At 36.4% G+C, this 23,711-nt stretch carries 22 protein-coding genes; 1 reads left to right on the top strand and 21 read right to left on the bottom strand.

What is annotated here, in order from left to right:
- Positions 1-152 precede the first annotated feature (152 nt).
- The 5 genes from BLT48_RS02175 to BLT48_RS02155 all read right to left on the bottom strand — a co-directional run bounded on the left by BLT48_RS02175 (position 153) and on the right by BLT48_RS02155 (position 5,922).
- A complete protein-coding gene (locus tag BLT48_RS02175; protein ID WP_035022551.1) occupies positions 153-395 on the bottom strand; it encodes an acyl carrier protein in 243 nt (80 codons plus the stop codon).
- A 128-nt stretch (positions 396-523) separates the two neighbouring features.
- On the bottom strand, positions 524-1,534 hold the full coding sequence (gene plsX / locus BLT48_RS02170) for a phosphate acyltransferase PlsX (protein WP_089974816.1): 1,011 nt from the start codon (positions 1,532-1,534) through the stop codon (positions 524-526).
- An 81-nt stretch (positions 1,535-1,615) separates the two neighbouring features.
- Positions 1,616-3,664 carry an ATP-dependent DNA helicase RecG gene (gene recG / locus BLT48_RS02165; RefSeq protein WP_089974813.1) on the bottom strand — a complete coding sequence of 683 codons (2,049 nt, stop codon included), beginning with the start codon at positions 3,662-3,664 and terminating at the stop codon, positions 1,616-1,618.
- Positions 3,665-3,817: 153 nt separating this feature from the next.
- The gene (locus tag BLT48_RS02160) at positions 3,818-5,491 is read right to left on the bottom strand and encodes a DAK2 domain-containing protein (protein WP_035022543.1); all 1,674 of its coding nucleotides are present in this window, start codon (positions 5,489-5,491) and stop codon (positions 3,818-3,820) included.
- A gap of 68 nt (positions 5,492-5,559) precedes the next feature.
- Positions 5,560-5,922 carry an Asp23/Gls24 family envelope stress response protein gene (locus tag BLT48_RS02155; protein WP_035022540.1) on the bottom strand — a complete coding sequence of 121 codons (363 nt, stop codon included), beginning with the start codon at positions 5,920-5,922 and terminating at the stop codon, positions 5,560-5,562.
- Positions 5,923-6,169: 247 nt separating this feature from the next.
- Between BLT48_RS02155 and rpmB the strand changes: the two genes are divergently transcribed.
- On the top strand, positions 6,170-6,358 hold the full coding sequence (rpmB, locus tag BLT48_RS02150) for a 50S ribosomal protein L28 (protein WP_035022537.1): 189 nt from the start codon (positions 6,170-6,172) through the stop codon (positions 6,356-6,358).
- A 62-nt stretch (positions 6,359-6,420) separates the two neighbouring features.
- Here the strand turns inward: rpmB and BLT48_RS02145 are convergent, their stop codons facing one another.
- The 16 genes from BLT48_RS02145 to BLT48_RS02070 form a co-directional block, all read right to left on the bottom strand.
- Positions 6,421-7,068, bottom strand: a complete 648-nt coding sequence (locus tag BLT48_RS02145) for a thiamine diphosphokinase (protein ID WP_035022534.1) — start codon at positions 7,066-7,068, stop codon at positions 6,421-6,423.
- Position 7,069: 1 nt separating this feature from the next.
- On the bottom strand, positions 7,070-7,720 hold the full coding sequence (rpe, locus tag BLT48_RS02140; protein ID WP_035022531.1) for a ribulose-phosphate 3-epimerase: 651 nt from the start codon (positions 7,718-7,720) through the stop codon (positions 7,070-7,072).
- 10 nt (positions 7,721-7,730) lie between these two features.
- Positions 7,731-8,633, bottom strand: a complete 903-nt coding sequence (gene rsgA / locus BLT48_RS02135) for a ribosome small subunit-dependent GTPase A (RefSeq protein ID WP_035022528.1) — start codon at positions 8,631-8,633, stop codon at positions 7,731-7,733.
- 147 nt (positions 8,634-8,780) lie between these two features.
- Positions 8,781-10,799 carry a Stk1 family PASTA domain-containing Ser/Thr kinase gene (pknB, locus tag BLT48_RS02130; RefSeq protein ID WP_089974811.1) on the bottom strand — a complete coding sequence of 673 codons (2,019 nt, stop codon included), beginning with the start codon at positions 10,797-10,799 and terminating at the stop codon, positions 8,781-8,783.
- Positions 10,786-11,547, bottom strand: coding sequence for a Stp1/IreP family PP2C-type Ser/Thr phosphatase (locus BLT48_RS02125; RefSeq protein WP_035022522.1), 762 nt, complete (start codon positions 11,545-11,547; stop codon positions 10,786-10,788). Before BLT48_RS02125 ends, pknB begins: the two co-directional genes overlap by 14 nt.
- Positions 11,548-11,876: 329 nt before the next feature.
- Complete coding sequence (gene rsmB, locus BLT48_RS02120; protein WP_089974808.1) at positions 11,877-13,253, bottom strand: 16S rRNA (cytosine(967)-C(5))-methyltransferase RsmB; 1,377 nt, start codon at positions 13,251-13,253, stop codon at positions 11,877-11,879.
- Entirely contained in the window at positions 13,243-14,196 is a 954-nt protein-coding gene (gene fmt, locus BLT48_RS02115) for a methionyl-tRNA formyltransferase (protein WP_089974805.1), read from the bottom strand. Before fmt ends, rsmB begins: the two co-directional genes overlap by 11 nt.
- The gene (gene def / locus BLT48_RS02110) at positions 14,193-14,687 is read right to left on the bottom strand and encodes a peptide deformylase (protein WP_089974802.1); all 495 of its coding nucleotides are present in this window, start codon (positions 14,685-14,687) and stop codon (positions 14,193-14,195) included. Before def ends, fmt begins: the two co-directional genes overlap by 4 nt.
- Positions 14,688-14,735: 48 nt before the next feature.
- Positions 14,736-17,150, bottom strand: coding sequence for a primosomal protein N' (gene priA / locus BLT48_RS02105; protein ID WP_089974799.1), 2,415 nt, complete (start codon positions 17,148-17,150; stop codon positions 14,736-14,738).
- Positions 17,151-17,164: 14 nt separating this feature from the next.
- Positions 17,165-18,370: a bifunctional phosphopantothenoylcysteine decarboxylase/phosphopantothenate--cysteine ligase CoaBC gene (gene coaBC / locus BLT48_RS02100; RefSeq protein WP_089974796.1), complete on the bottom strand. Its 1,206-nt coding sequence runs from the start codon at positions 18,368-18,370 to the stop codon at positions 17,165-17,167.
- A gap of 197 nt (positions 18,371-18,567) precedes the next feature.
- The gene (gene rpoZ / locus BLT48_RS02095; protein WP_007723774.1) at positions 18,568-18,783 is read right to left on the bottom strand and encodes a DNA-directed RNA polymerase subunit omega; all 216 of its coding nucleotides are present in this window, start codon (positions 18,781-18,783) and stop codon (positions 18,568-18,570) included.
- 5 nt (positions 18,784-18,788) lie between these two features.
- Positions 18,789-19,403 carry a guanylate kinase gene (gene gmk, locus BLT48_RS02090; RefSeq protein WP_035022507.1) on the bottom strand — a complete coding sequence of 205 codons (615 nt, stop codon included), beginning with the start codon at positions 19,401-19,403 and terminating at the stop codon, positions 18,789-18,791.
- Positions 19,404-19,478: 75 nt separating this feature from the next.
- Positions 19,479-19,694: a YdbC family protein gene (locus BLT48_RS02085; RefSeq protein ID WP_035022504.1), complete on the bottom strand. Its 216-nt coding sequence runs from the start codon at positions 19,692-19,694 to the stop codon at positions 19,479-19,481.
- Positions 19,695-19,914: 220 nt separating this feature from the next.
- Positions 19,915-20,541, bottom strand: coding sequence for a V-type ATP synthase subunit D (locus BLT48_RS02080; RefSeq protein ID WP_035022500.1), 627 nt, complete (start codon positions 20,539-20,541; stop codon positions 19,915-19,917).
- Positions 20,542-20,547: 6 nt separating this feature from the next.
- A complete protein-coding gene (locus BLT48_RS02075) occupies positions 20,548-21,924 on the bottom strand; it encodes a V-type ATP synthase subunit B (protein WP_035022498.1) in 1,377 nt (458 codons plus the stop codon).
- Positions 21,925-23,700, bottom strand: a complete 1,776-nt coding sequence (locus BLT48_RS02070) for a V-type ATP synthase subunit A (protein WP_089974794.1) — start codon at positions 23,698-23,700, stop codon at positions 21,925-21,927. It abuts the gene before it with no gap.
- Positions 23,701-23,711 lie beyond the last annotated feature (11 nt).

Below are 23,711 nucleotides of genomic sequence, written 5' to 3'. Positions count from 1 at the left end.
CTCTTTCATTATACTTTGTTTAGTCATAAAAATAAACCATTTCTAGGTTTACACTCTACCGTTTAATAAGAGCAAGAACTCTTCCTCTCATTTATTCCAAAAAGAAAGAGTCGCTAAACTTAAAATAAGTTAAGCGACTCTGGATAACACTGTTAGTTTTTGTGTTGATCAATATACGTTACTGCATTTCCAACCGTAGCGATTTGTTCAGCATCTTCATCAGAAATTTCTGTTCCGAAAACATCCTCTAATTCCATAACTAATTCTACAACATCAAGAGAATCAGCACCTAAATCATCTTTAAAAGTAAGTTCTTTTGTTACTTTTTCTTCATCAATACCAAATCTTTCAACAATAATTTTTTTTATTTTTTCGAAAGTTTCATTAGTAGACAATTTGTTACACCTCCGTATTCGACTTTGTAATTAAGGATAAACGACTCTTACTCTATACATTTTAACGATATTCACGAACATTGTCCAACTATTTTTTAGTGTTTCCTTTTTTCTTTGTTCAAAAATCTTTATTCAGCTAGAGTTTCTTTTGCTTCAAAATAGTGAACCAAGTCATCAATAACATGGGATTCCAGCATTTCGTGAATTTGCTTGATTGTATGGTACACAGCATCTTTTTCTGTTGATCCGTGAGTCTTGACAACTGGAGCTTTAACTCCGAATAACACTGCTCCGCCATGTTTTGAGTAATCCATAACATCTTTCATATTCGAAAAACTATCTTTTAATAAAAGACCACCTAATTTAGCTTTTGTGCCATTTTCATATACAGCATTTTTAATAAGTTTCATCATGGACATAGCTGTACCTTCAATTGTTTTTAATACAGCATTTCCAGTAAAACCATCCGTAACAACTACATCTGCTGCTCCGCTTAACAACTCACGTGCTTCAACGTTTCCAATAAAGTTAATATCTGCATTGTTTGCCAACAATTGGTAAGCTCTTTTGGTTACATCGTTTCCTTTGTTTTCTTCTGTTCCGTTATTCAATAATCCCACTTTCGGATTTTTGATTCCTCGAACGAATTGAGCGTAATAGCTTCCCAGTATCGCATATTGGTGAATATTTTCTGGCTTAGTGTCTGCATTTGCACCAACATCCATTAAATTAAATGTTCCATTTTCTGTTCCAATTACGGGTAATGAAACTAACAATCCTGGTCGATCAATTCCTTTGATTCTTCCAATAATCAATAATCCAGCAGTTAATAATGCGCCTGTATTTCCTGCTGAAAATAAAGCATCTGCCTCTTTATCTTTTACAGCTTGCGCTGCTAAAACCATAGAAGCGTTCTTTTTGCGACGAACTGCACGAACAGGGTCGTCATCACTCGCTATTTTTTCATCTGTATGAATAATCGTAATATTCGTTTCATCTGTTAAGTATTTTCTTATCGAATCTTCTTTTCCATATAAAAGAAATTCAATATCATTGTATTCTTTAGCTGCCATCATGACACCTTCAACAATTGCTTTTGGAGCGTTATCTCCGCCCATAGCATCTACTGCAATTTTCAAATCATTTGCCTCCCTAGTTAACTTCCAACATTTCTAAACTTTACGTTCCTAATAGATATTACCACTAATCGTGATTGAACCTCAATTAAAATCTAGTCCTTCCAGTTCATTAAACCCAACCGCTTCTCTAATCGGTTGATACAGTTCGTTTGTTAGAAAGTCTTTTTGATTGATCAATTGAACGGCTTCTTGTCTAGCTGCTTCCAAAGCTCCAAAATCTCCCACGATATCTCCAATTTTAAAATCAGGTATCCCAGATTGTTTATTGCCAAATAAATCTCCAGGACCTCTAAGTTCTAAATCTTTTTCACTTAGTAAAAAACCATCTGTTGTTTCCGTCATGATTTTCATACGTTCCATTCCATTTTCAGTTTTTGGATTTGCAACAAGGATACAGTAGGATTCTTTATCTCCTCGACCAACCCGACCTCTTAACTGATGCAATTGAGACAATCCAAATCGATCTGCATCGTAAATAATCATAGTCGTTGCATTCGGCACGTTTACACCTACTTCGATTACTGTAGTAGAAACAAGAACTTGTAGTTTTTTCTCTTTAAAATTTTCCATAATGCTTTCTTTATCGGCTGACTTCATTTTTCCATGCAACAAGCCTACTTGAAAACGATCACCATAATAAGCTGTCAATTTTTCATAAATATCAGTCGCATTTTTAACATCGATGCTTTCCGATTCTTCAATCAACGGACAGATTACATAGGCTTGTGATCCTTTTTTTAACTGAATTTCAATAAATTCTAGCGTTTTTTCAAAATTTTTCGGTTTAATCCATGTGGTTTGAATCGGAATTCTTCCTGCAGGCATTTCATCAATAATGGAAACGTCCATTTCGCCATATGTCGTAATCGCTAGGGTACGAGGTATAGGGGTAGCCGTCATAAATAAAACATCCGCATCTTTTCCCTTATCCCTTAATAATTTCCGTTGATTTACGCCAAAACGATGTTGTTCATCGGTAATAACTAACCCTAAGCGAGAAAAATAAACATCTTGTTGAATCAATGCATGCGTGCCTATAAGAACATCTAATTCACCATTAGCTAATTGTTCCAATATATTACGTCTCTCTTTTGTTTTTGTTGAACCTGTCAACAATGCAATTCTCACTTCAAGTGGGTCGAATAATTCTGTTAAACTCTCCATATGCTGTTCAGCAAGAATTTCTGTAGGCACCATCAAGGCCGATTGAACGCCAACGTTCGTGGCAGCGTATAAAGCAATCGCAGCTACGATTGTTTTTCCGCTCCCAACATCTCCTTGGAGTAAACGATGCATGTGAATCGGTTGCCTTAAATCACTACAGATTTCATTCACTACTCTTTTTTGTGCTTTTGTTAGTTCAAAAGGCAAGGTCTCAATAAAATTTCTCAAATCATTCACATTATAATTCAGTTTATTTCCTTTACCCATAGCTTTTTGCTTTTTGCGCACAATCTGCATGCGCATTTGGTACAATAAGAATTCTTCAAAAACAACTTCTCTTCTGGCTTGCTTTTTTTGTTCTTCTGAAGCTGGAAAATGCATTGCATAAACAGCATCATGATGAGAGATCAAACGGTATTTTGTTCTTAATTCTGCAGGAATAACCTCTGGAATATGCTCTTGATAGAGTTTAAAAGCTTCTGTGACCAATTGCAGTATTGTAGTTTGTTTAATGTGTTTATTTGCACTGTAGACTGACTCAAAATCTCCCTGCTCAGAACCTGATTTGGTGCCTAAAATTTTCATGCCCGTTAAACTTTTTCTTTTTGCATCCCATTTTCCAAATACAGCAATTTCTTCTCCAGTAGCGATTTTACTTTTTAAGTAGGCTTGATTAAAAAAAGTTACCGTTATTACTGCATGCTCAATGATTAAACGAAAAGACAATCGATTTTTTTTTGGTCCAAAACGACTGACTACTGCTTCTGAAACCACATTTCCTTTTAGCGTTACTTTTTCTTGGTCTTCTATCTCCAATAAATCTTTTTCTTGAATATCCTCATAACGAATCGGATAATGAGAAAGCAAATCAGATATAGTATGAATACCTAATTGATGCAAAGCCTCTAACCGCTTTTCCCCAACGTAAGGGAGGACCGAAACAGAATCATAAATTGATTTAGCCATAATTTTTTAAACAGATTAAACAGCTTCAGCTTTTTTAATCTGTCACTTACCTCCCTTTAGCGTAATAATTACTTTATTTATTTTCTTTAAACTGACTAAAAAAGACAAAAATAGGCTAGGAATAACATCCGGTTCTATTTTTGTCTTTTTAAATTATTCTACTGACAAGATGTACGGATAAACTGGTTGTTGTCCGTCATGAATTTCAACTTCTACTTCTTCAAAGAGATTTTCGATCTCAGCGGCAATCTCAGCAGCTTCAGCTTTGTCTCCATCTTCTCCAAGTAAAATAGTTACAATCTCACTATCTTCTGATATCATTTTTTTCAAGGTTTCAATCGTAACATTTTTACGGTTGGATTGAGATACTTTGATTTTTCCTTCAATAATCCCCATAAAGTCGTCTTTTTTGATTGCCATCCCATCGATTTCTGTATCTCTTACAGCATTTGTTACTTGTCCACTAACAACATTTTTTAATTCATTCATCATTTCAGCTTTATTAGTATCTAAGTCATTCAACTCATTAAATGCTAACATTGCAGTCATACCTTGAGAAATCGTCTTACTAGGAATAACTGCCACTGACAATTCGCTTACTTCTGCAGCCTGATCAGCCGCCATAAAAATATTTTTGTTGTTTGGCAAGATAATAATTTTCTCAGCATTTACTTCTTCAATTGCTTTAAGAATATCTTCTGTACTTGGATTCATTGTTTGTCCACCACTAATGACATAATCTACGCCTAAGCTTTTGAACAAGTTTTGAATACCTTCTCCTGCTGCAACTGCGATGATACCATAAGGCGTTTTAGCCGCTTTTTTAACAGGCTGAGGAGTTTCATTTTCAAGAATCGTTTCATGTTGAACACGCATGTTATCAACTTTAATTTTCAGCAATGAACCAAATTTTTGTCCGTAATTCATTACTTCTCCTGGATGTTCTGTATGAACATGGACTTTCACGATCTCGTCATCAGAAACCACCAATAAAGAATCTCCAATTTCGTTTAAGTGATTACGGAATTTATCATAATCAAATTCACTATCAACAGTTTCGCCTTTACCAATTTGAACCATAATTTCAGTACAATAACCGAATTTGATGTCTTCAGTATGAATATGATTTGATACACTTCTATGGTGTTCAGCATTAACCAACTCTGTCATTTCTTCAGCAGAAGGTTGATAAATATCCTCTTCAACAATTTTACCAGACAATACTTCTAAGAATCCTTCATAGATAAATAAAAGTCCTTGTCCACCACTGTCTACAACTCCAACTTCTTTAAGTACTGGCAATAGATCAGGCGTTTTAGCTAAAGATTTTTTTGCTCCACGAACAATGGCTTCCATAACTTCAACAAGGTCATCTGTTTCTTTTGCCTTTTTTTCACCAACTTTAGCTGATTCACGAGCTACAGTTAAAATGGTTCCCTCAACAGGTTTCATAACAGCTTTATAGGCTGTTTCAACACCCTTAGTGAATGCTTCTGAAAATTCTTTAGAAGATACCGTTTCTTTATTTTCAATAGCTTTGCCGAATCCTCTAAATAATTGAGATAAAATAACCCCAGAATTTCCACGAGCTCCCATCAATAATCCTTTAGAAAGGGCCGCTGACAAATCACCAACACTTTCAGAAGTTGTATTAGCAACTGCCTTAGCACCGCTTGCTAAAGATAAATTCATGTTGGTACCTGTATCGCCATCTGGAACCGGAAAAACATTCAATGAGTTCACATATTCCGCATTCTTATCTAAACGATTAGCTCCTGTTGCTACCATTAATCGAAACTGCTTACCTTCTAATTTTGTAACTTTCACTACATATATCCTCCTTAGTTACTTTTTAATACCTACTTAGTAACTATTTCTTCTTTGACTAATCATTTTTAATCGTTTAATACGCGAACACCTTGAACATAAATATTTACAGTGTTAGCTGTAACACCTAACATGGTTTCCAAATTGTATTTTACGATTTCTTGCACATTCCGACTAACTTCAGAGATTTTTATTCCATAACTAACGATAATATAAATATCAATTGCAACACCGTCATCTTCTTGACGAACGACTACTCCACGTGAATAGTTTTCTTTTTTTAGTATGTCATTTAAATTATCACGTATTTGGCTTTTACTTGCCATACCAACGATTCCAAAAATTTCTGTTGCAGCACCACCAACAACGGTCGCAATAACTTCATTTGAGATATCGATTGTTCCAAATTGTGTTTTGATTTTAACTGCCATGTTAAAAATCCTCCTCTTGGCTAGCAAGCCATAAATTACTATTCTACATTTTATCATAGCAGACCTAATAAGAAAAGAAAAACTAAGTTTCCTCATTTTTAACTAATACTAAGAAAACCATAAAAGACTGTCAAGTAAATTTCCTTGAAAGAAGTTCTTGCAAAGGCAACTAAATTGTGATAAATTATTGAAGTATGAGTATTGATTGAAGCTTTGCTTCGATATATCGGCAAAGGAGGAAAGACTAATGGCTAAAGAATGTGTAATTACAGGACGTAAAGCAAGAAGCGGAAATAACCGCTCTCACGCTATGAACAAAACAAAACGTACTTGGGGTGCTAACTTACAAAAAGTTCGTATCATGGTTGACGGATCACCTAAGAAAGTTTGGGTATCTGCTCGAGCACTTAAATCTGGTAAAGTTGCACGCGTATAATTTTACTAAAAAAAGAACCTTTCCCGACATCATGGAAAAGGTTCTTTTTTGTTTATTCTTTTTTAGTCTTTACTTTGAATAACGGCTATCATTCCAGATATAAAAGAAAAATTTACGGTATCTGAAATAAACTCATTGCTTGCCAACGAAATGGGATGAGTAAAATCCGCATCAGCTAATCGATATTTAGCGTCTTGTATAGTTAATTTTTCTACAGGAGATAGACAAGTAAATGCAAGGTATTTCTTGTCTTGCTCTTTTGATAGGGTATGGCTACCTGGCAAAAAATACATAATGGTATTTTGGACATCTATTAGACGTATTTTAGCAGCATGATCGAGCAGCTTAGGCTGGAATACCATAAAGATATTGTTTAAAAAATGATCCATTCTTCCACCTGTTGCTCCATAAATAGAAACACTATCCGGTTTGAATTCATCAAAAGCTATTCGGACAGCCAGCTCTGTATCAGTCTCATCTTTTTCCGCTTTGTAAACTCGAACATCCGCAACTTCATTTTTTATTGTTTTTAATTCTTCCTTTGTGACTGAATCAAAATCTCCAAGGGCAATTTTAGGAACAATTCCGTGCTCCAATAATCGCAAGGCCCCTCTATCAACACCAATCCAAATGAGTTCTTTTGACTGCCTATTTTTTATTGCTGGAATGCGCTCATAAGGTCCGCCGACCATAATTGCTAAGTGTCCCATCTTATCTTACCGCATCCATTAATAAGTTTAGTTGGTTCAATGGATTTTCTGCATTATAAATGTATGAACCCGCAACAAAAACTGTCGCTCCCGCTTCTTTACATTGTTTAGCGGTCTGCTCAGCTATCCCTCCATCAACTTGTATTTCATAAGTATAGCCTTCTCTATCTTTTATTTCTTTTGCTTTTTTTATTTTTTTTACCATTTCAGGAATAAAGGTTTGTCCGCCATAACCAGGATTAACTGTCATTACTAAAACTAAATCTACTATTCCTAATACATGCTCCATTGTTTCAATCGGTGTTCCTGGATTCACAGCAATCCCTGCTTTAACACCTTGGTCTTTTATCAACTGGATGACACGATGAATATGAGGTGTGCTTTCAGGATGGACAGTGATGATATCTGCACCTGCTGCAGCAAATTGTTTAATGTAGTTTTCAGGATACTCTACCATTAAATGACAATCCAATGGTAATTTCGTTACCGGACGAATAGCAGCTACCGTATCTGCACCAAATGTAATATTCGGTACAAAATGTCCATCCATTACATCGATATGAATGTAATCTGCCCCTCCATCTTCAACTAACTGAATGTCTCTTGCTAAGTTTGCAAAATCTGCACTTAAAATAGATGGTGCTAATTTCATTTTTTCATCCTCATTTCTTATGTTTATTGTTGTATCTTGGTTTACGACTTTCAATTTCTTCTAAAAACTGCAAGTAGTGTTGGTAACGGTATGTTGGTATTGTATTTAATTCTACTTCTTTTTTCACTTGACACCCTGGCTCTTTTTTATGCATACACCCTCTAAATCGACAGTCATCTTGAACTTCAACAAAGTCAGGAAAGCATGCAGATAATTCTTCTGGTTCTAGTTCTAAAAAATCAATTGAACTAAAACCAGGAGTATCTGCCACTAATCCGCCGTATAAAGGCAGCAATTCAACGTGTCTAGTCGTATGCTTCCCTCTGCCAAGAGAATTTGAAATTTCAGCTGTTTTCAGTTCTAAATCAGGTGCAATACTGTTCAGTAATGTCGATTTCCCTGCACCAGATTGGCCCATGAAAACAGATAATTTATTAGGGAAATAAGAAGTTAATTCCTCTAAAGATTTCTTGTTGTCCGTTTGTTCAGGAACGATAATGGGGTACCCAATTTTTTCATAGGCTCGCTCTTTTTCTTTTAGCTGTTGCAGTAGTTCATCCGTTAACAAGTCAATTTTACTTATGTAGATGATAGCTTGGATTCCTTTACTCTCTAAAGTGACCAAAAAACGATCCAATAAGTTTGTTGAAAAGCTAGGTTCGATAGCTGACATCACTACAATACCGATGTCCACATTAGCTACAGGTGGACGGACCAATTCATTTTTTCTAGGTAAGAGCTCCTGTACCACACCTTCTTTTAAATTGCCACTTTCAAACAAGACATAGTCACCAACCAAAGGCGTTAGTTCCCTTTTCCGAAAATTCCCTCTTCCCCTTGTTTGATAGGTTTCTCCTTGATAATAGACATAATAAAAACCACTTAACGCTTTTCTGATTTGACCTTCCGGCAATAAAACCCCTCCTATGATGTGTTCTCTTTTATACTCTACTGAATGAAACCCAAGAAAGCAAGATTTTAATGCTAGTTAATAGGTTTCATGACTAGCAAAAAAAGGCTTATAAAACTGAAAAAAACAGTCTTTCAAGCCCTTTTTTGGTTATTCTGGTGTTGTTACATTGGTATTTTCTTCTATCACTTTTCCATCACGTTCAATTCGATACGTACCTACTTCACCCTCTTGAAGAACAAACGGTATAACTGTTTCAAAATCTTCGGTGATAGTGAATTTTTGAAATTCATTTTCCAAAGAATGCTCTTTGTCTTGGATATAAATAACAATTTCATTCGGCACGGGTTTTGATTCTTGCGAACTACTTTCAGAACTTGATTCATCAGATTTTTCTTTTTCTGCTTCTGCTTCTGGTTCAGTTTCTGGTTCAGCATACGGTATGGTTACCGTCTTAGAAAATTTTTGTTCCGGTGTTTTTCCTAACGAAATAACTACGGAGAATGACGATCCGTTCGATAACAATGTTCCTGCAGAAGGGTTTTGTGATATCACTTGACCTTCTAATGTTTCTTCAGAATACTCTTCCTTAATCGTAACCGTTAAGCCATTTTCACTAGCATAAACTTGTACACCTTTTTCAGAATACCCAGCCAAATCTATCATTTCAATCATAGCTTCTCCGGTACTTACAGTCAATGTCACAGTTGTTTCACTCGGAACCACTTCTTCATCTTCAGCTACACTTTGTTCAATAATCGTACCTTCTGGGTAAGTATCGCTGCTGGCATCAACTCGCTCAGTTTTGAATCCTTGATCAATCAGTTCTGCTCGAACTTCTTCATAAGGCTCACCTGTATAGTCTTTAAAAGAAACCGTCTCTTTTCCAGAACTGATATATAGATTAACATCGGTCTCTTCTTTAACACTAGAACCTGTTTCAGGATCGGTTCTAGTGACCATTCCTTCTTCAACATCTTCACTTGTCTCTACAATTGTCTTACTGACTTGTAATTTAGCTTCTAAAAGGACCTCTTCAGCCTCATCTTCCGATAGACCTACTACATCTGGGACTGAGACGTCTTTTGGAGCTGTAAGTGTAAATGCGACCACACTACCGGCAACAACCAATAAAAGCAATAATAGTGTCAGCCAAATAATTTTTCTCTTTTTCTTCTTAGGCTTTTTCTCTTTTATCGTCTCATTTTTTGGTTTATCCATTTGTTGCTCTTTATCTTCTAGTTTTTTACCTTCTACTAGACTAGTAGGGGCTACTGGAACAATCGGTTCCAATACTTTTGTTTTTTCCATTAAACTCGCTGGAGCAAATTTTGGTTCATTGATTCTTTGTGGCGATAACGAGGTCGCTAAATCAGAAGCCATTTCTTGCACCGAACGGTATCTATCAATTGTTTCTTTTGCTGTAGCTTTAAGAACAACATTTTCTAAAGGTTGTGGAATTCGATGATCAAAATCCTTCACTGAAGGGAGAGATTCTTGAAAATGTTTTAATGCGATTGATACAGCTGATTCGCCTTCAAATGGAACATTTCCTGTTAGCAACTCATATAAAATAATCCCTAATGAATAGATATCGGATTGATTAGTTGCCATTCCTCCTCTTGCTTGTTCGGGAGAAAGGTAATGGACCGATCCTAACAAAGAATTTGTTTGAGTGATCGATGTTTGTGACAACGCTACTGCTATACCAAAATCAGTTATTTTTACGACGCCTGATTCATCGATCAAAACATTTTGCGGTTTAAGATCTCTATGAATGATTCTATTATTATGCGCTTCTGCTACAGCTGCCAAAATTTGTCTCATAATATCAAGAACTTTTTGATAAGGAATAGGAAAGTTGCTGTGGATATAGTGCTTCAAATCCATTCCTTTAATATATTCCATAACAATGTATTGGTTATTTTCTTCTTCCCCGACATCATACACACTAACAATATTAGGATGAATCAATTCGGTCGCAGCTAGTGCTTCTCGTTTAAAGCGACGAATGGTATCTTGATCATCTCTGAAATCAAAACGCAAGACCTTAACAGCTACATCTCTTTCCAAAATCAAATCTCTTGCAAGATAAACATTTGCCATACCGCCTGAACCGACTGTACCAATTATTTTGTAACGTCCGTTTAATTTTTTACCTATTTCCATGAATGCTACCCCTCCCTTCTGCATTTGTATGAACTAATATAATGGTTATATTGTCATAACCTCCATGCTCATTAGCCATAGTAATTAGCGTTTCAACCTTTTCATCTAGTGATTTTTGAGTACTTAAAACTTCCTTTATCGCTTCATCTTCAACCATATTTGTCAATCCATCTGAACAGAGCAACATTTGGTCGTTAGGTAAGGCTGGTAAAATGGTTACATCAATATCTATCTCATCTGTAACACCCAAAGAACGAGTCAACACATTCTTTCTAGGATGATTTTCAGCGTCTTCTGAAGAGATTTCTCCACTTTTAAGCAATTCATTGACCAATGAATGGTCTTCTGTCACTTGGCTTAAACGCCCTCCAGTATAGTGGTACCCTCTACTGTCGCCAATATTCGCTATCACAAATTCTTGTTCTACAAGTGCTGTAGCAACAAGTGTTGTTCCCATTCCTTCTAAATCAGAAAATTTGCGTGATTTTTCAAGGATGCGTTTATTTTCTCGACTGATGCGTGTTAACATCCATTGTGTGATCTGCTCAGCATTTTGAACATCAGATTCTTCCCATGAATGACCTAAATGCGAAACGGCCATTTCACTAGCCACATCTCCACCTCGATGTCCACCCATCCCATCACACAAAATTGCCAATGTAACATTTTGTTTATTTATAAAATAACCGGCGAAATCTTGATTGTTTTTCCTCTTCTTGCCGGTATCACTGCGAAATACAACTTCCATTGTTCCACCACATACCTTTCAATAAATCATTCCATTATTTTTTACTGACCATCAACGATCTGTATCATTTCACTAAGGCTTGAATAAGCAAGCCTTAGTGAAATGATACAGAAATTTAAACACACAACAAGTATAAAAAAGACAACACAAAAGGGAATGAAAGAAAATATCAAACCTGTATCTTAATGATCGACTAACCATTTTTCAGTTTTAGACCTCTCCTACCCTGAAATAGTAAAGAGAAAGTCTGTATCGACTAATTCAAGTCCAAAGATTTGTTCTCTCATTCCCAATATTAGTTGTTTTATTCTCGTTGATTTAACCTAAGTTTAGTTCTGTATTTTTCTTAAGCAGCTAATAAAAAAGCCGTCTGTTCCAAAATCATGCGGATAAAGTTGAAGAAATCCGTCTTTCAGGCAACCTGATAGTGATTCTTCAGTTCTAACAGGAACTTTTTCAAAATCAGCATGTGCCGCTAAAAAGTTCTCAACCGTTTCTTTATTTTCCTCATTTGCTATTGTACACGTACTGTAAACTAAAAGTCCACCTACTTTTAGTTTTGGAGCTACTTGTTCTAGAATACCAAGTTGTATTTTTTGAAGATTCAACATATCTTTTTCTTTTTTAGTGTACTTGATATCAGGCTTACGTCTCATTAAACCTAAACCAGAACACGGCGCATCTACTAGTATACGGTCAAATTGTTCGTCTGAGAACTCTTGATCTACATTTCTGGCATCTAATTTCATTGCTGTCACTACATCTTCTACATGCATTCTTTTGGCATTTTCTGTAATCAAAGCCACTTTGTGTTCATGAAGATCAAGCGCCGTTACTTTTCCGCCTTCTTCAGCAGATAAGTAAGAAGCGATATGGGTTGTTTTACCACCTGGAGCAGCACAAGCATCTAATACTTGATGATGTGGTTCAAGTTGTAAAGCTGGTGCAACTAATTGAGAAGACTCATCTTGAATTGTTAATTGTCCAGATTGAAACAATGGTGAAGAAGCAAAGTGCCCACCATCACTGATGATACCAACTGGAGAAATAACACTTTCACGAACATCGAATCCTTCTTCTTCCATAGCTTCTAACGCTTCTTCAACGGTCAAAAACTTCTTATTTACTCGTGCGCTTGAATGGCTCGGACGGAGTAACGACTCACCCATTTTTCTCGTTTCTTCTAATCCAATATCTGCAGTGAATTTCTCTATTAGCCATCTTGGCATGCTCAATTCAATGCTTAAACGTTCAATTGGGTCTGCGATTTTTTCAACGCTAGGGAATCCTTTACGGTCAGCATTTCTTAGAACTCCATTTATAAATTTACTGATTCCAACGTGACCTTTTTTCTTAGCTACTTCAACAGCTTCAAATAAAATGGCATGAACTGGAATTTTATCTAAATAAATCATTTGATAAATGGACAATCTTAGTAGATTTCGTACCCACACATCAATTTTCTTGCCTTCATCTAAAAATGGAGACAAGTAAAAGTCCAGTGTTAATTTACGCTGCAGAACACCATATACCAATTCTGTTAATAAGCGCGCATCAGCTGCACTTAGTTTATTTTTTTGAATGGCTTCGTTGATTAATAAATTCGAATACGAACCCGTTTTATCTGTTCGTTCCAAAATCGACATCGCTAAATAACGACTTGTTTTCTTAACATTTCTTTTTTCAGGTGTTTGATTAGTTTCCATTTGACCCTACCTTTTCTCCAACTTTTAGTTGGCTGCCTACTCCACTTAAAAAAGCCATGACAGTCATTTTACTTTTCCCAGCTGGTTGAACTTCATTTATTTTTACAACTGTCTGATCTCCACAAGCTATATAGACTGCTTCTTTTTCAATCCGTATAATGGTTCCCGGAACGGCTGTTGTTTTTTCTTCAGTAGGTGTCACATCCCATAACTTAAGTCTGTTTCCTTCTAATAAAGTATACGCTACTGGCCAAGGACGCAAGCCACGAACTTGATAATCGACTTCAGCTGCTGTTTTAGTCCAATCCACTAATTCTTCTTCACGTTTAATATTTGGCGAATAAGTAACTTCCTCTTCGTTTTGTTTTACTGGCGTGATGTCTCCAGCCAATAATTTAGGCAAAGTGTCCATTAATAAGTCTTTACCTAAAGCACTTAAACGATCAAATAACGTTCCAACATCATCGTTACGGGTAATATCTAAGGATTTTTGTGCGAGTATATCTCCTGCATCCATTTTTTTCTCCATATACATAATAGAAACACCTGTCTCTTTTTCGCCTTTCATAAGAGCATAGTGGACTGGAGCACCACCACGATACTTAGGCAACAAAGAAGCATGTACATTGATTGCTCCATATTTAGGAACAGATAATAATTTTTGTGGTAGAAATTGACCAAACGCTGCAGTAACGATCAGATCTGGTTCAAGTGCAATCAGTGTCTCCATTTCAGGAGAACCTGAAATTTTTTCTGGTTGAAAAACGGGTAAATCGTGCTGGACCGCAGCAGCCTTAACAGGTGAAGCTGTTAAGATTTTCTTTCTCCCTACTGGTCTATCCGGTTGTGTGACTACTGCAACCACTTCATACTCTGAATCAATCAATGCTTCTAAAATTGGAACGGAAAATGCAGGAGTTCCCATAAATACGATTTTTATCATTCTAGATTCGCCTCCATATAACTTTCTAAGTCTTCCGGTTTAATTTTTTGAATAATCTTATCTGTAAATAACTTTCCATCTAAGTGTTCCAATTCATGCTGGAATGCACGTGCAAGATAATCATCAGCTTCCACTTCAAATTCATCTCCATTACGGTCATAAAATCTTAATACGATAGTGTCGGCTCTTTTTATTGTCCCGTATACTTCAGGAAAACTCAAACAACCTTCTACATCAATCGTTTCACCAGCTGATTGCACAATTTTTGGATTGATCATTTCAAACAATCCTGATTCTTCGTCAATTTCTACTAAAGCTAATCTAAGGTTGCTGTTTACTTGTGGAGCTGCAATGCCAATACCATCATTTGCAATCATGGTATCATGCATATCGTCTAACAATTGGATAATTTCATCTGTAATTTCCTCTACTTCTTTTGTTGGAGTAGTCAGTAGTGCATTTGGGTAAGTTACTATTGGTAATACGGACATGATTGACCCTCTTTCTTTTAAACTATTTAATGCTATAAAGCACAGGTGCTAGATAAAATTCATTGGTTCTGAGTCGATAGCAATCTGTAACCCTTTAGCCATTTCTCTTTGAGATTCCACTAAGATCGTTTGTAAAACAGCCTTCAAATGCGGTTCGCTTTTGTATTTAATAATCGTTTGGTAATAATAGCGATTGTTCATACGAGCAACTGCTTTTGGCGTTGGTCCTAAAACAATGGTTTCCGGTTGTAACTGTGGCTTAATCTGTTGAACGATTTGGTGCATTTTCTTGGCAGCTTTTATTTCTTCTTCATGACTAGTTGTGATCAAAATTGTATAGAAATAAGGCGGATAATTTCCACGATGTCGTAACAACATTTCTTGTTTATAGAATGTATCGTAATCGTGTTCTTTAGCTAGCTGAATCGCATAATGCTCAGGATTAAAAGTTTGAACAATTACTTCACCGGTTAGTTCAGCTCTTCCAGCCCGCCCGCTCACTTGTGTCAGCAATTGGAACGTTCGCTCACTCGCTCTAAAATCAGGTAAGCCTAATCCAGTATCTGCATTCAAAACACCCACCAAAGTAATATTGGGGAAATCTAACCCTTTTGCAATCATTTGCGTGCCCAATAAAATATCCGCTTCGCCATTTCCAAAAGAAGCTAACAACTTTTCATGTGCCCCTTTTTTACGTGTTGTATCTACATCCATACGAATAACTTTTGCTTCAGGCAAAACAGCTCTTAATTCTTCTTCAATCTTCTGTGTTCCAGTTCCATAATAGCGTATCTTACTTCCTCTGCAGCTTGGACAAGTATGTGGAATATTTTCTTCATGACCACAATAATGGCATTTCATTGTTTTTGTATCCATGTGCAACGTTAAGGAGATATCGCAATTGGGACAAGGCAAGACGAATCCACAGTCTCGACACATCACAAAAGAAGAATAACCTCGTCTATTCAATAACAAAACGATTTGTTCTTTTTTTGCTATTCGGTCTTGTATCTTTTCTTGTAAAAGAATGGAGAAACTGCTGCGATTAGCGTTTTTCAATTCTTCTCTCATATCGACAACTTCAACTTCAGGTAAGTCTTTTTGATTGACTCGTGTTGGCAACTCCAACAATGTATAAACCTTTTTCTGCGCTCTTGCTCTCGACTCTAATGAAGGAGTAGCACTTCCTAAAATAACAGGACAGTTATGGTAATTTGCTCTCCATATTGCTACATCCCTAGCATGATACCTAGGGTTTTCATCTTGTTTATACGTAGCCTCATGCTCTTCATCAATAATTATCACTCCGATATTTTTAACCGGTGCAAAAATTGATGAGCGAGCTCCTACGACTACTCGAGCTTCGCCACGTTCAATTTTTCGCCATTCATCGTATTTTTCCCCAACAGACAAACCACTGTGCAGAACAGCTACTTCTTCTCCAAATCGACCTTTAAAATGATTCACCATTTGTGGAGTCAGCGCTATTTCAGGTACAAGCATCAACGCACTTTTATTGTTCTGAAGTGTCTGAGCAATAGTCTGCAAATAAATTTCTGTCTTCCCACTTCCGGTTACCCCTTTCAGCAAGAAAACTTCCGTTCTTTCTTCTGTTACAGCTTTCAAAATAGGCTGAATAGCATTTTCTTGTCCTTCATTCAGTTGAAAGGATACGGTTTGTCTAAAGGTCTTATCTTTAAATGGATCACGATAAACTTCGACTTCTTCAATCTTTAGCCAACCTTTTTTTTCACCTGTTCGAATATCTGTTGCTGTAAGTTCGGTACTTTTAGTGAGTTCATTCACACTGACCGTTTGCTCATTTAAGGACTGCAATACATCTAGAAGAAGGTGTTGTTTTGGACCACGTTTGCCTAAAGTTAGTTTTTCATCTTCAAATTGCTCAAAAGATAAATTCGCTCGAACCATTCTTTTTTTCTTAGTCTTTGCTTGGTTTTTAACTTCATATATCACTTCAACAGCATCTTTTTTCTTCAATTCAATCAGCTGCGGTAATATAGCTCTTTCTTCCGCTTCTTCCCATTTGATTTCATTTTTTCCTTTGAAAAGATCGAAAAATAAGTCTTCCGAAATCTCATCAATGAGTCTAATTGTTTTTCCGTATTTTGCTTTCAATATGGCTGGCAACATCGTTTGGTAACACGTTATTTGAAAGGCATACGTTTTGCGTGCCATTTCTTTACCTAACAACAGCATTTCTTCATCAAGTACCGCTGTTAGGTCCATTAGACCAACAATGGGTTTTAACTCGCCTTCATAATCTGTTGAGTGAGTAATCTCCACAACAAAGCCTTGGACTTGCCTAGTTCCTTGACCAAACGGAACAGCCACGCGCATTCCTTGAACAATATCTTGTTCGAATTCAGGAGGAATACGATAGTCATAAGGTTTGTTTGTCTGCATTGTTGGAACATCCACAATTACTTTAGCAATTGAAACCACTCATTCTCACACCTTTATTTTTTCATTTTAGTAAGAGCAACTGCTAAAATTTCTTCCGCTATTGCTTGCTTACTCTTTACTTTCAATTCTATTGGCTGTTCATCTTTCATAAAAATAGTTACTTCATTTGTATCTTTATTAAATCCTGCATAGGGTTTAGATACATCATTGGCTACGATCATATCTGCATTTTTCTTTTTTAATTTCCCTTGAGCATACTCTTCAACATTATGCGTTTCAGCAGCAAATCCAATTAAAAATTGGTCGTTTTTCTGACTCCCCAAGGTAGCTAGTATATCTGTATTCTTGACCAATGTCAGTGTCATTTCTTGTTCACTTTTCTTGATTTTTTTATTCGCAACATGATCTGGACGATAGTCAGACACTGCTGCTGCCATAATAACGATTGCTGCCTCTTTAAATTCAGCATTTATTGCTTGATGCATTTGTTCCGCAGTCTCAACAGATACTAGCGCTACCCCATAAGGTGTCTTTAGTGTCTTGGAAGTGGAGATTAAACAAACTTCTGCTCCTAAATCACGGGCAGCATGAGCTAAACTGTATCCCATTTTGCCTGAAGAATCATTTGTAATGTACCGAACAGGATCGATTCTTTCTTTAGTTCCACCAGCCGTTATCACAACTTTTTTATTTTTTAACGGTAAATAGGTTTCCTTTTTGATTAAAAATTCTTGAATGGTTTCAACAATCTTTTCTGGTTCAGGAAAACGGCCTTTTCCCTCGTATCCTTCAGCTAGAAAACCTGTATCTGGTTCCATAATGAAATGCCCATCGTTTTCTAACGATTGAAAATTTCTTATTGTTGCTGCATTATTAAGCATATGCTCATTCATAGCAGGCACAATAAAAACAGGTGCTGTGGTAGCCAATAATGCAGTCGTCACAAAGTTATCTCCAATGCCATATGCTATTTTCGCTATCGTATTGGCTGTTGCTGGAGCAATTACGGCTAAATCTGACCAGTCCGCCAAATGAATATGACTGACTTTGTCACCTTCGCGTTCATCAAATGTATCTGTATATACATGGTGCTTGCTTAGAATTTGAAACGTTAAAGGGGTAACAAATTCTGTTGCAGATTCCGTCATCGCTACTCTAACAGTAGCTCCTACTTTTATTAAACGTCTCACCAAATCACAAGCCTTATAAACCGCAATACCCCCGGTAACATATACAGCAACTTTTTTTCCTTTTAACAACTGGCATTCCTCCTGACAAAACCGTGAAATTAATGTTGCTTCTCTTTCTTATTTTACTAGAAATAAAAGCATTTGTCTTAACTATCCACCAATTCTTAGTATTAATAAATCTATCCTGTTTAATATAGCTGGATTTCAAAACAAAAGTGCTTCAAAGTAAGAAAACCATTACTTTGAAGCACTTTTGTTTATGTGGCTTATTCTTCTGGTCCAACTGTTATTGGATCAATAACTAAATCGCCATTATTAATTTCTTCTAATGCACGTCCAACATTTTTGTGTGAACGGTATTTTTCTAGCATTGGCATAGAACCTTCGTCCAGTTCATGTGCACGTTTGCTTGCTAATGTAACCAAAGAATATTTAGATTCAATTTTTTCTAATAAGCTATCAATAGATGGTTCTAACATCATGATTTTTACAACTCCTCGATCATTTTTTTATAACGCTGTATAACACGTGAAACTTTTAAGTGTTCACTTTCAATGATTTGTTTGACTTTCCTAACAGCATTTTCAACTTTATCGTTTTCAACCGCATAATCATAATAACGCATTAAATCAATTTCTTCAATCGCTTTTGTCATGCGTTGTTCGATTATAGCCATTTCATCTGTTCCACGACCAACAATACGTGATTTTAATTCTTTTAAATCTGGCGGTGTTAAAAAGATAAATATTCCTTCAGGCATTTTTTCGCGAACTTGAAGAGCTCCTTGAACTTCAATTTCTAAAAATACGTCTTTACCGCTCTGTAGCGTTTTTTCAACATATTCAAGAGGAGTTCCATAATAATTTCCTACATATTCAGCATATTCCAATAATCCTCCACTTTCAATCAAGGCTTCAAAATCTTCTTTTGTCCTGAAAAAGTAATCTATTCCATCACGTTCTCCTGCTCTTTGCTTTCGAGTTGTCATTGAAATCGAATAATCAAAATCATTATCGCCGCTCTCAAATATTGCCTGTCTTACTGTCCCTTTTCCTACCCCAGATGGTCCAGAAAGAACAATTAAAAGTCCACGTTCAGTCATGTCAAAATCCTTCCTATCATCAAAATGTTCAACTATTCGTTGCCTATTATCAAAATCTAACAAATTCCAACTTGTTTAAGTTGTTAAAAATTGTTTAAGAGTGTCCATTTCTTCATTTGTGAATGTAAGGCCTTTTCCCATCTTGTCGTGGTCAGGACTCCACTCACGAATATCAAATTTAGGCGGGTTTCCGTTCCAACAAACTAAATTTAATTCTTTGCGCCACCCTTTAGCATTCTCAGAAAGTACGGCTAATTCTTCAACAATCTCAAAAGAAAATTTTTGTTCCATTTATAAACACCTCAACAATCTTTAGCTACTTCTAATTTTTATCTGTTAAAGATAACTTATTCTCCAGTTTAGCATAAAATGCCATTTTCTTATAGCTTTTTATTTGCAAAACATATTTTTCCACTTACTCATTTCCATTTTCTGTGTATACTAATTTATTTTTCACGCTAAAAATAAACGTTAAATCAAGAATCCTATCCTTGATCTAACGTTTACTTTCTTAACCCATGTCTTTAACTTTCATCAAACGTGTAATCGCTGCTCGTTCACTTTCATCTAATTTCATTTGAATAAAGTAGATGGTTTCTTCATAACGAGGAATCGTCATATATTCAAGAGCATTTACTCGACGACGCGTTTTTTCTATTTCATTTGCCATCAATTGACACGTTTTTTCTATTTCAGATAACTCTAACAGTTGCGCCATAACGTCAGCCATTTGTTCAATTGACGTATCCAGCTCACTATTGGAGTTAAGGTAGCCATAACTCAATTCGTCTGATTTCCCATTATCTGTATAATTAAAATTCATTACGGGTACTTTCACACTCATAATGTTTTTTTCGTGTAAATTAAGGCTGACACTTCTTGGAGGGATAGCCACTAATTCTTCAATAAATTTTTCGTTCAGTAAAGCTTTTGCCATTACAAAAGATTGCATAGCCTTCGTTAATTTTGTTTCAACTTCTGCACGCAGCTCGTTATTTTTACGAATAAGCAAGATAAATTGTCTCATAAGTTCATCTTGCTTATCTTTTAATAATTTATGGCCACGGTTTGCTGTACTTAGCTTTCCTTTTAGTGACGCTAATTCCATCCTTGTCGGATTTACATTTAATTTCACCATTTAGACTTACTCCCCTTTCGGCAGGTATTCGTCTAACATATCGTCTTTAATACGTTTCAATTCAGTTCTTGGAAGGATAGATAACAATTCCCATCCTAGGTCCAATGTTTCCTCAATTGTACGATTTGTGTAGTTCCCTTGGTTTACATATTCTTTTTCAAAACGATTTGCAAATTCTGCAAACATTTTATCCTCTGCTGATAATGCAGAATCTCCTAAAACAACTGCTAACTCTTTAGCTTGTTTTCCTTGAGCGTAAGCAGCGAATAATTGATTCATTGTTGCCGCATGATCTTTTCTTGTTTTACCTTCTCCAGTTCCTTTGTCTTTCAGACGAGAAAGTGATGGCAATACATCAATAGGAGGTTGAACACCACTATTGTATAGTTCGCGTGATAAGATCAATTGACCTTCTGTAATATAACCCGTTAAATCTGGAATAGGATGTGTTTTGTCATCTTCCGGCATGGTTAGGATAGGTATTTGCGTCACTGAACCTTTTCCACCTACTAAACGACCTGCACGTTCATATAATGTAGCTAAGTTTGTATAAAGATACCCAGGATATCCACGACGACCTGGAACTTCACGTCTGGCAGCGGAGATTTCTCGTAACGCTTCACAGTAGTTTGTCATATCCGTCATGATAACCAATACGTGCATATCTTTTTCATAAGCTAAATATTCTGCTGCAGTTAGAGCCATTTTTGGAGTTGCGATTCTTTCAATAGCTGGATCATCCGCTAAGTTAATAAACATAACAGAACGGTCGATTGCTCCTGTTTTTCGGAAATCTTCCATAAAGAATTCTGCTTCTTCAAAAGTAATTCCAATTGCTGCAAAGACAACCGCGAACTTCTCATCTGAATTTTTAACAGTCGCTTGTCTAGCAATTTGTGCAGCTAATTCTTTGTGTGGCAAACCGGAACCTGAAAATACAGGCAACTTTTGTCCACGAACTAATGTATTCAAGTGGTCAATAGAAGAGATACCCGTTTGAATAAATTCATCTGGATAGTCACGTGCCATTGGGTTAATGGCTTCACCATTAATATCTAATGTTTTTTCAGGAATCAAATCTGGACCATTGTCGTTCACGCGTCCCATTCCATCAAATACTCGTCCCACCATATCTTCTGAAACATCTAAAGATAATGGTCTTCCAAGAAAGCGAACTTTAGTGTCTTGCAAGTTAATTCCGCTTGACCCTTCAAAGATTTGTACCATAGCTTTATCGCCATCAATTTCAAGAACTTGTCCACGTCTTTTTTCGCCATTTTGCATCTGAATCTCAACTAACTCATCGAATTTAACACCTTCGACACCTTCAACAGCCATTAGTGGCCCAACAACTTCGTTTATTGTACGATATTCTTTAAGCATTTATTCCATACCTCCTTTTGAAACAACTTCATGAATCGCCGTTTTAATATCAGTTCTTAATTTTCCAAATTTGCTAATTTGTTCTTCCGGGAAATATTTAGACTTAGCAATTTGTTCACGAGCTGCTGATGTACCCTTCATAATTTCAGCAAAGTAAGCACCAAGTTCCATTCCGGCTCTTGATTCATCCTCAAAGCTTAGAATAGTAGCTAGCATTTCGTATTGTTTTTCTCTTGATGTGTAGGTATCTACATCATCAAAAGCATTTTGTTGCAGAAAATCTTCACGAATCATTTTAGCTGTTTCTAATTTTAAGCGGTCTTTTTCTGATAAAGAATCTACTCCGACTAGACGCACGATCTCTTCTAACTCAGATTCATCTTGTAATAAAGCCTTTGTTCTTGTGACCATGCCTGCCCAGTCTTTATCTAAGATCTTTCCGACATATGCATTTAATTCATTTGAGTAGAGCGAATAAGAAGTTAGCCAATCAATGGATGGGAAATGACGCTTTTGAGCTAATAGATTGTCTAAACTCCAAAAGACTTTAACTACACGTAATGTGTTTTGTGTTACTGGCTCAGATGTGTCTCCACCAGGAGGGGATACTGCTCCAATAGCTGTTATACTACCTTCTCTGCCTTCCGATCCTAAAGTAATCACTTTACCTGCACGTTCATAGTATTCCGCGATACGGCTACCTAAATAAGCTGGGTAACCTTCATCTCCGGGCATTTCTTCTAAACGACCAGACATTTCACGCAATGCTTCAGCCCAACGCGAAGTAGAATCCGCCATAATAGCTACACTGTAACCCATATCACGGAAGTATTCCGCAATCGTGATTCCAGTATAAATTGACGCTTCACGAGCGGCAACCGGCATATTCGATGTATTAGCAATCAAGATCGTTCTTTCCATAATCGATTCACCAGTATTTGGATCAATTAATTCAGGGAATTCATTGATTACATCCGTCATTTCATTTCCACGTTCACCACAACCTACATAAACAACTAAATCAACATCTGCCCATTTAGCAATTTGGTGTTGAACAACTGTTTTTCCTGCTCCAAAAGGACCTGGCACGGCTGCTGATCCACCTTTAGCAACTGGAAACAATGTATCAATAACACGTTGTCCTGTTACCATTGGTTCAACTGGATTCAATTTTTTAGCCGTTGGACGACCATGTCGCACAGGCCATTTTTGCATCATCGTAAATTCTTTTACACCATCATCTGTTTCGATACTATAAATCGTTTCGTTAATATCAAATTGACCTTGTTCAATTGATTTGATGGTTCCTTCAACACCATGTGGAACCATAATTTTGTGAGAAATAACCTTTGTCTCTGGAACAGAACCGACAATATCTCCTGTAGAAACTTTTTGTCCAACTGTAACAGACGGTGTAAATTCCCATTTTTTGGTACGATCTAATGCTTTGATGCTAACTCCTCTAACTAAGAAGTTGCTTTCTGTTTTTTCCATGAATTTATCTAATGGACGTTGGATTCCATCAAACATTTGTGCAATCATTCCTGGCGCCAATTCAACAGATAATGCATCTCCTGTTGTTTCAACTGGTTCCCCAGGACCAATCATGGATGTTTCTTCATAAACTTGAATAGAGGCTACATTGCCGCGCATTTCAATAATTTCGCCAATTAGGCCTAGTTTTCCGACTTTGCAAATATCTTGTATATTTGCTTCTTCCATTCCTTCAGCTGTAACTAAAGGACCCGAAACACTAACGATTTTCCCTATTTTCAAACCCGTGACCT

Source organism: Carnobacterium viridans, assembly GCF_900102725.1.
Lineage (GTDB): Bacteria > Bacillota > Bacilli > Lactobacillales > Carnobacteriaceae > Carnobacterium_B > Carnobacterium_B viridans.
This window is presented reverse-complemented; position numbering and strand designations above follow the sequence as displayed.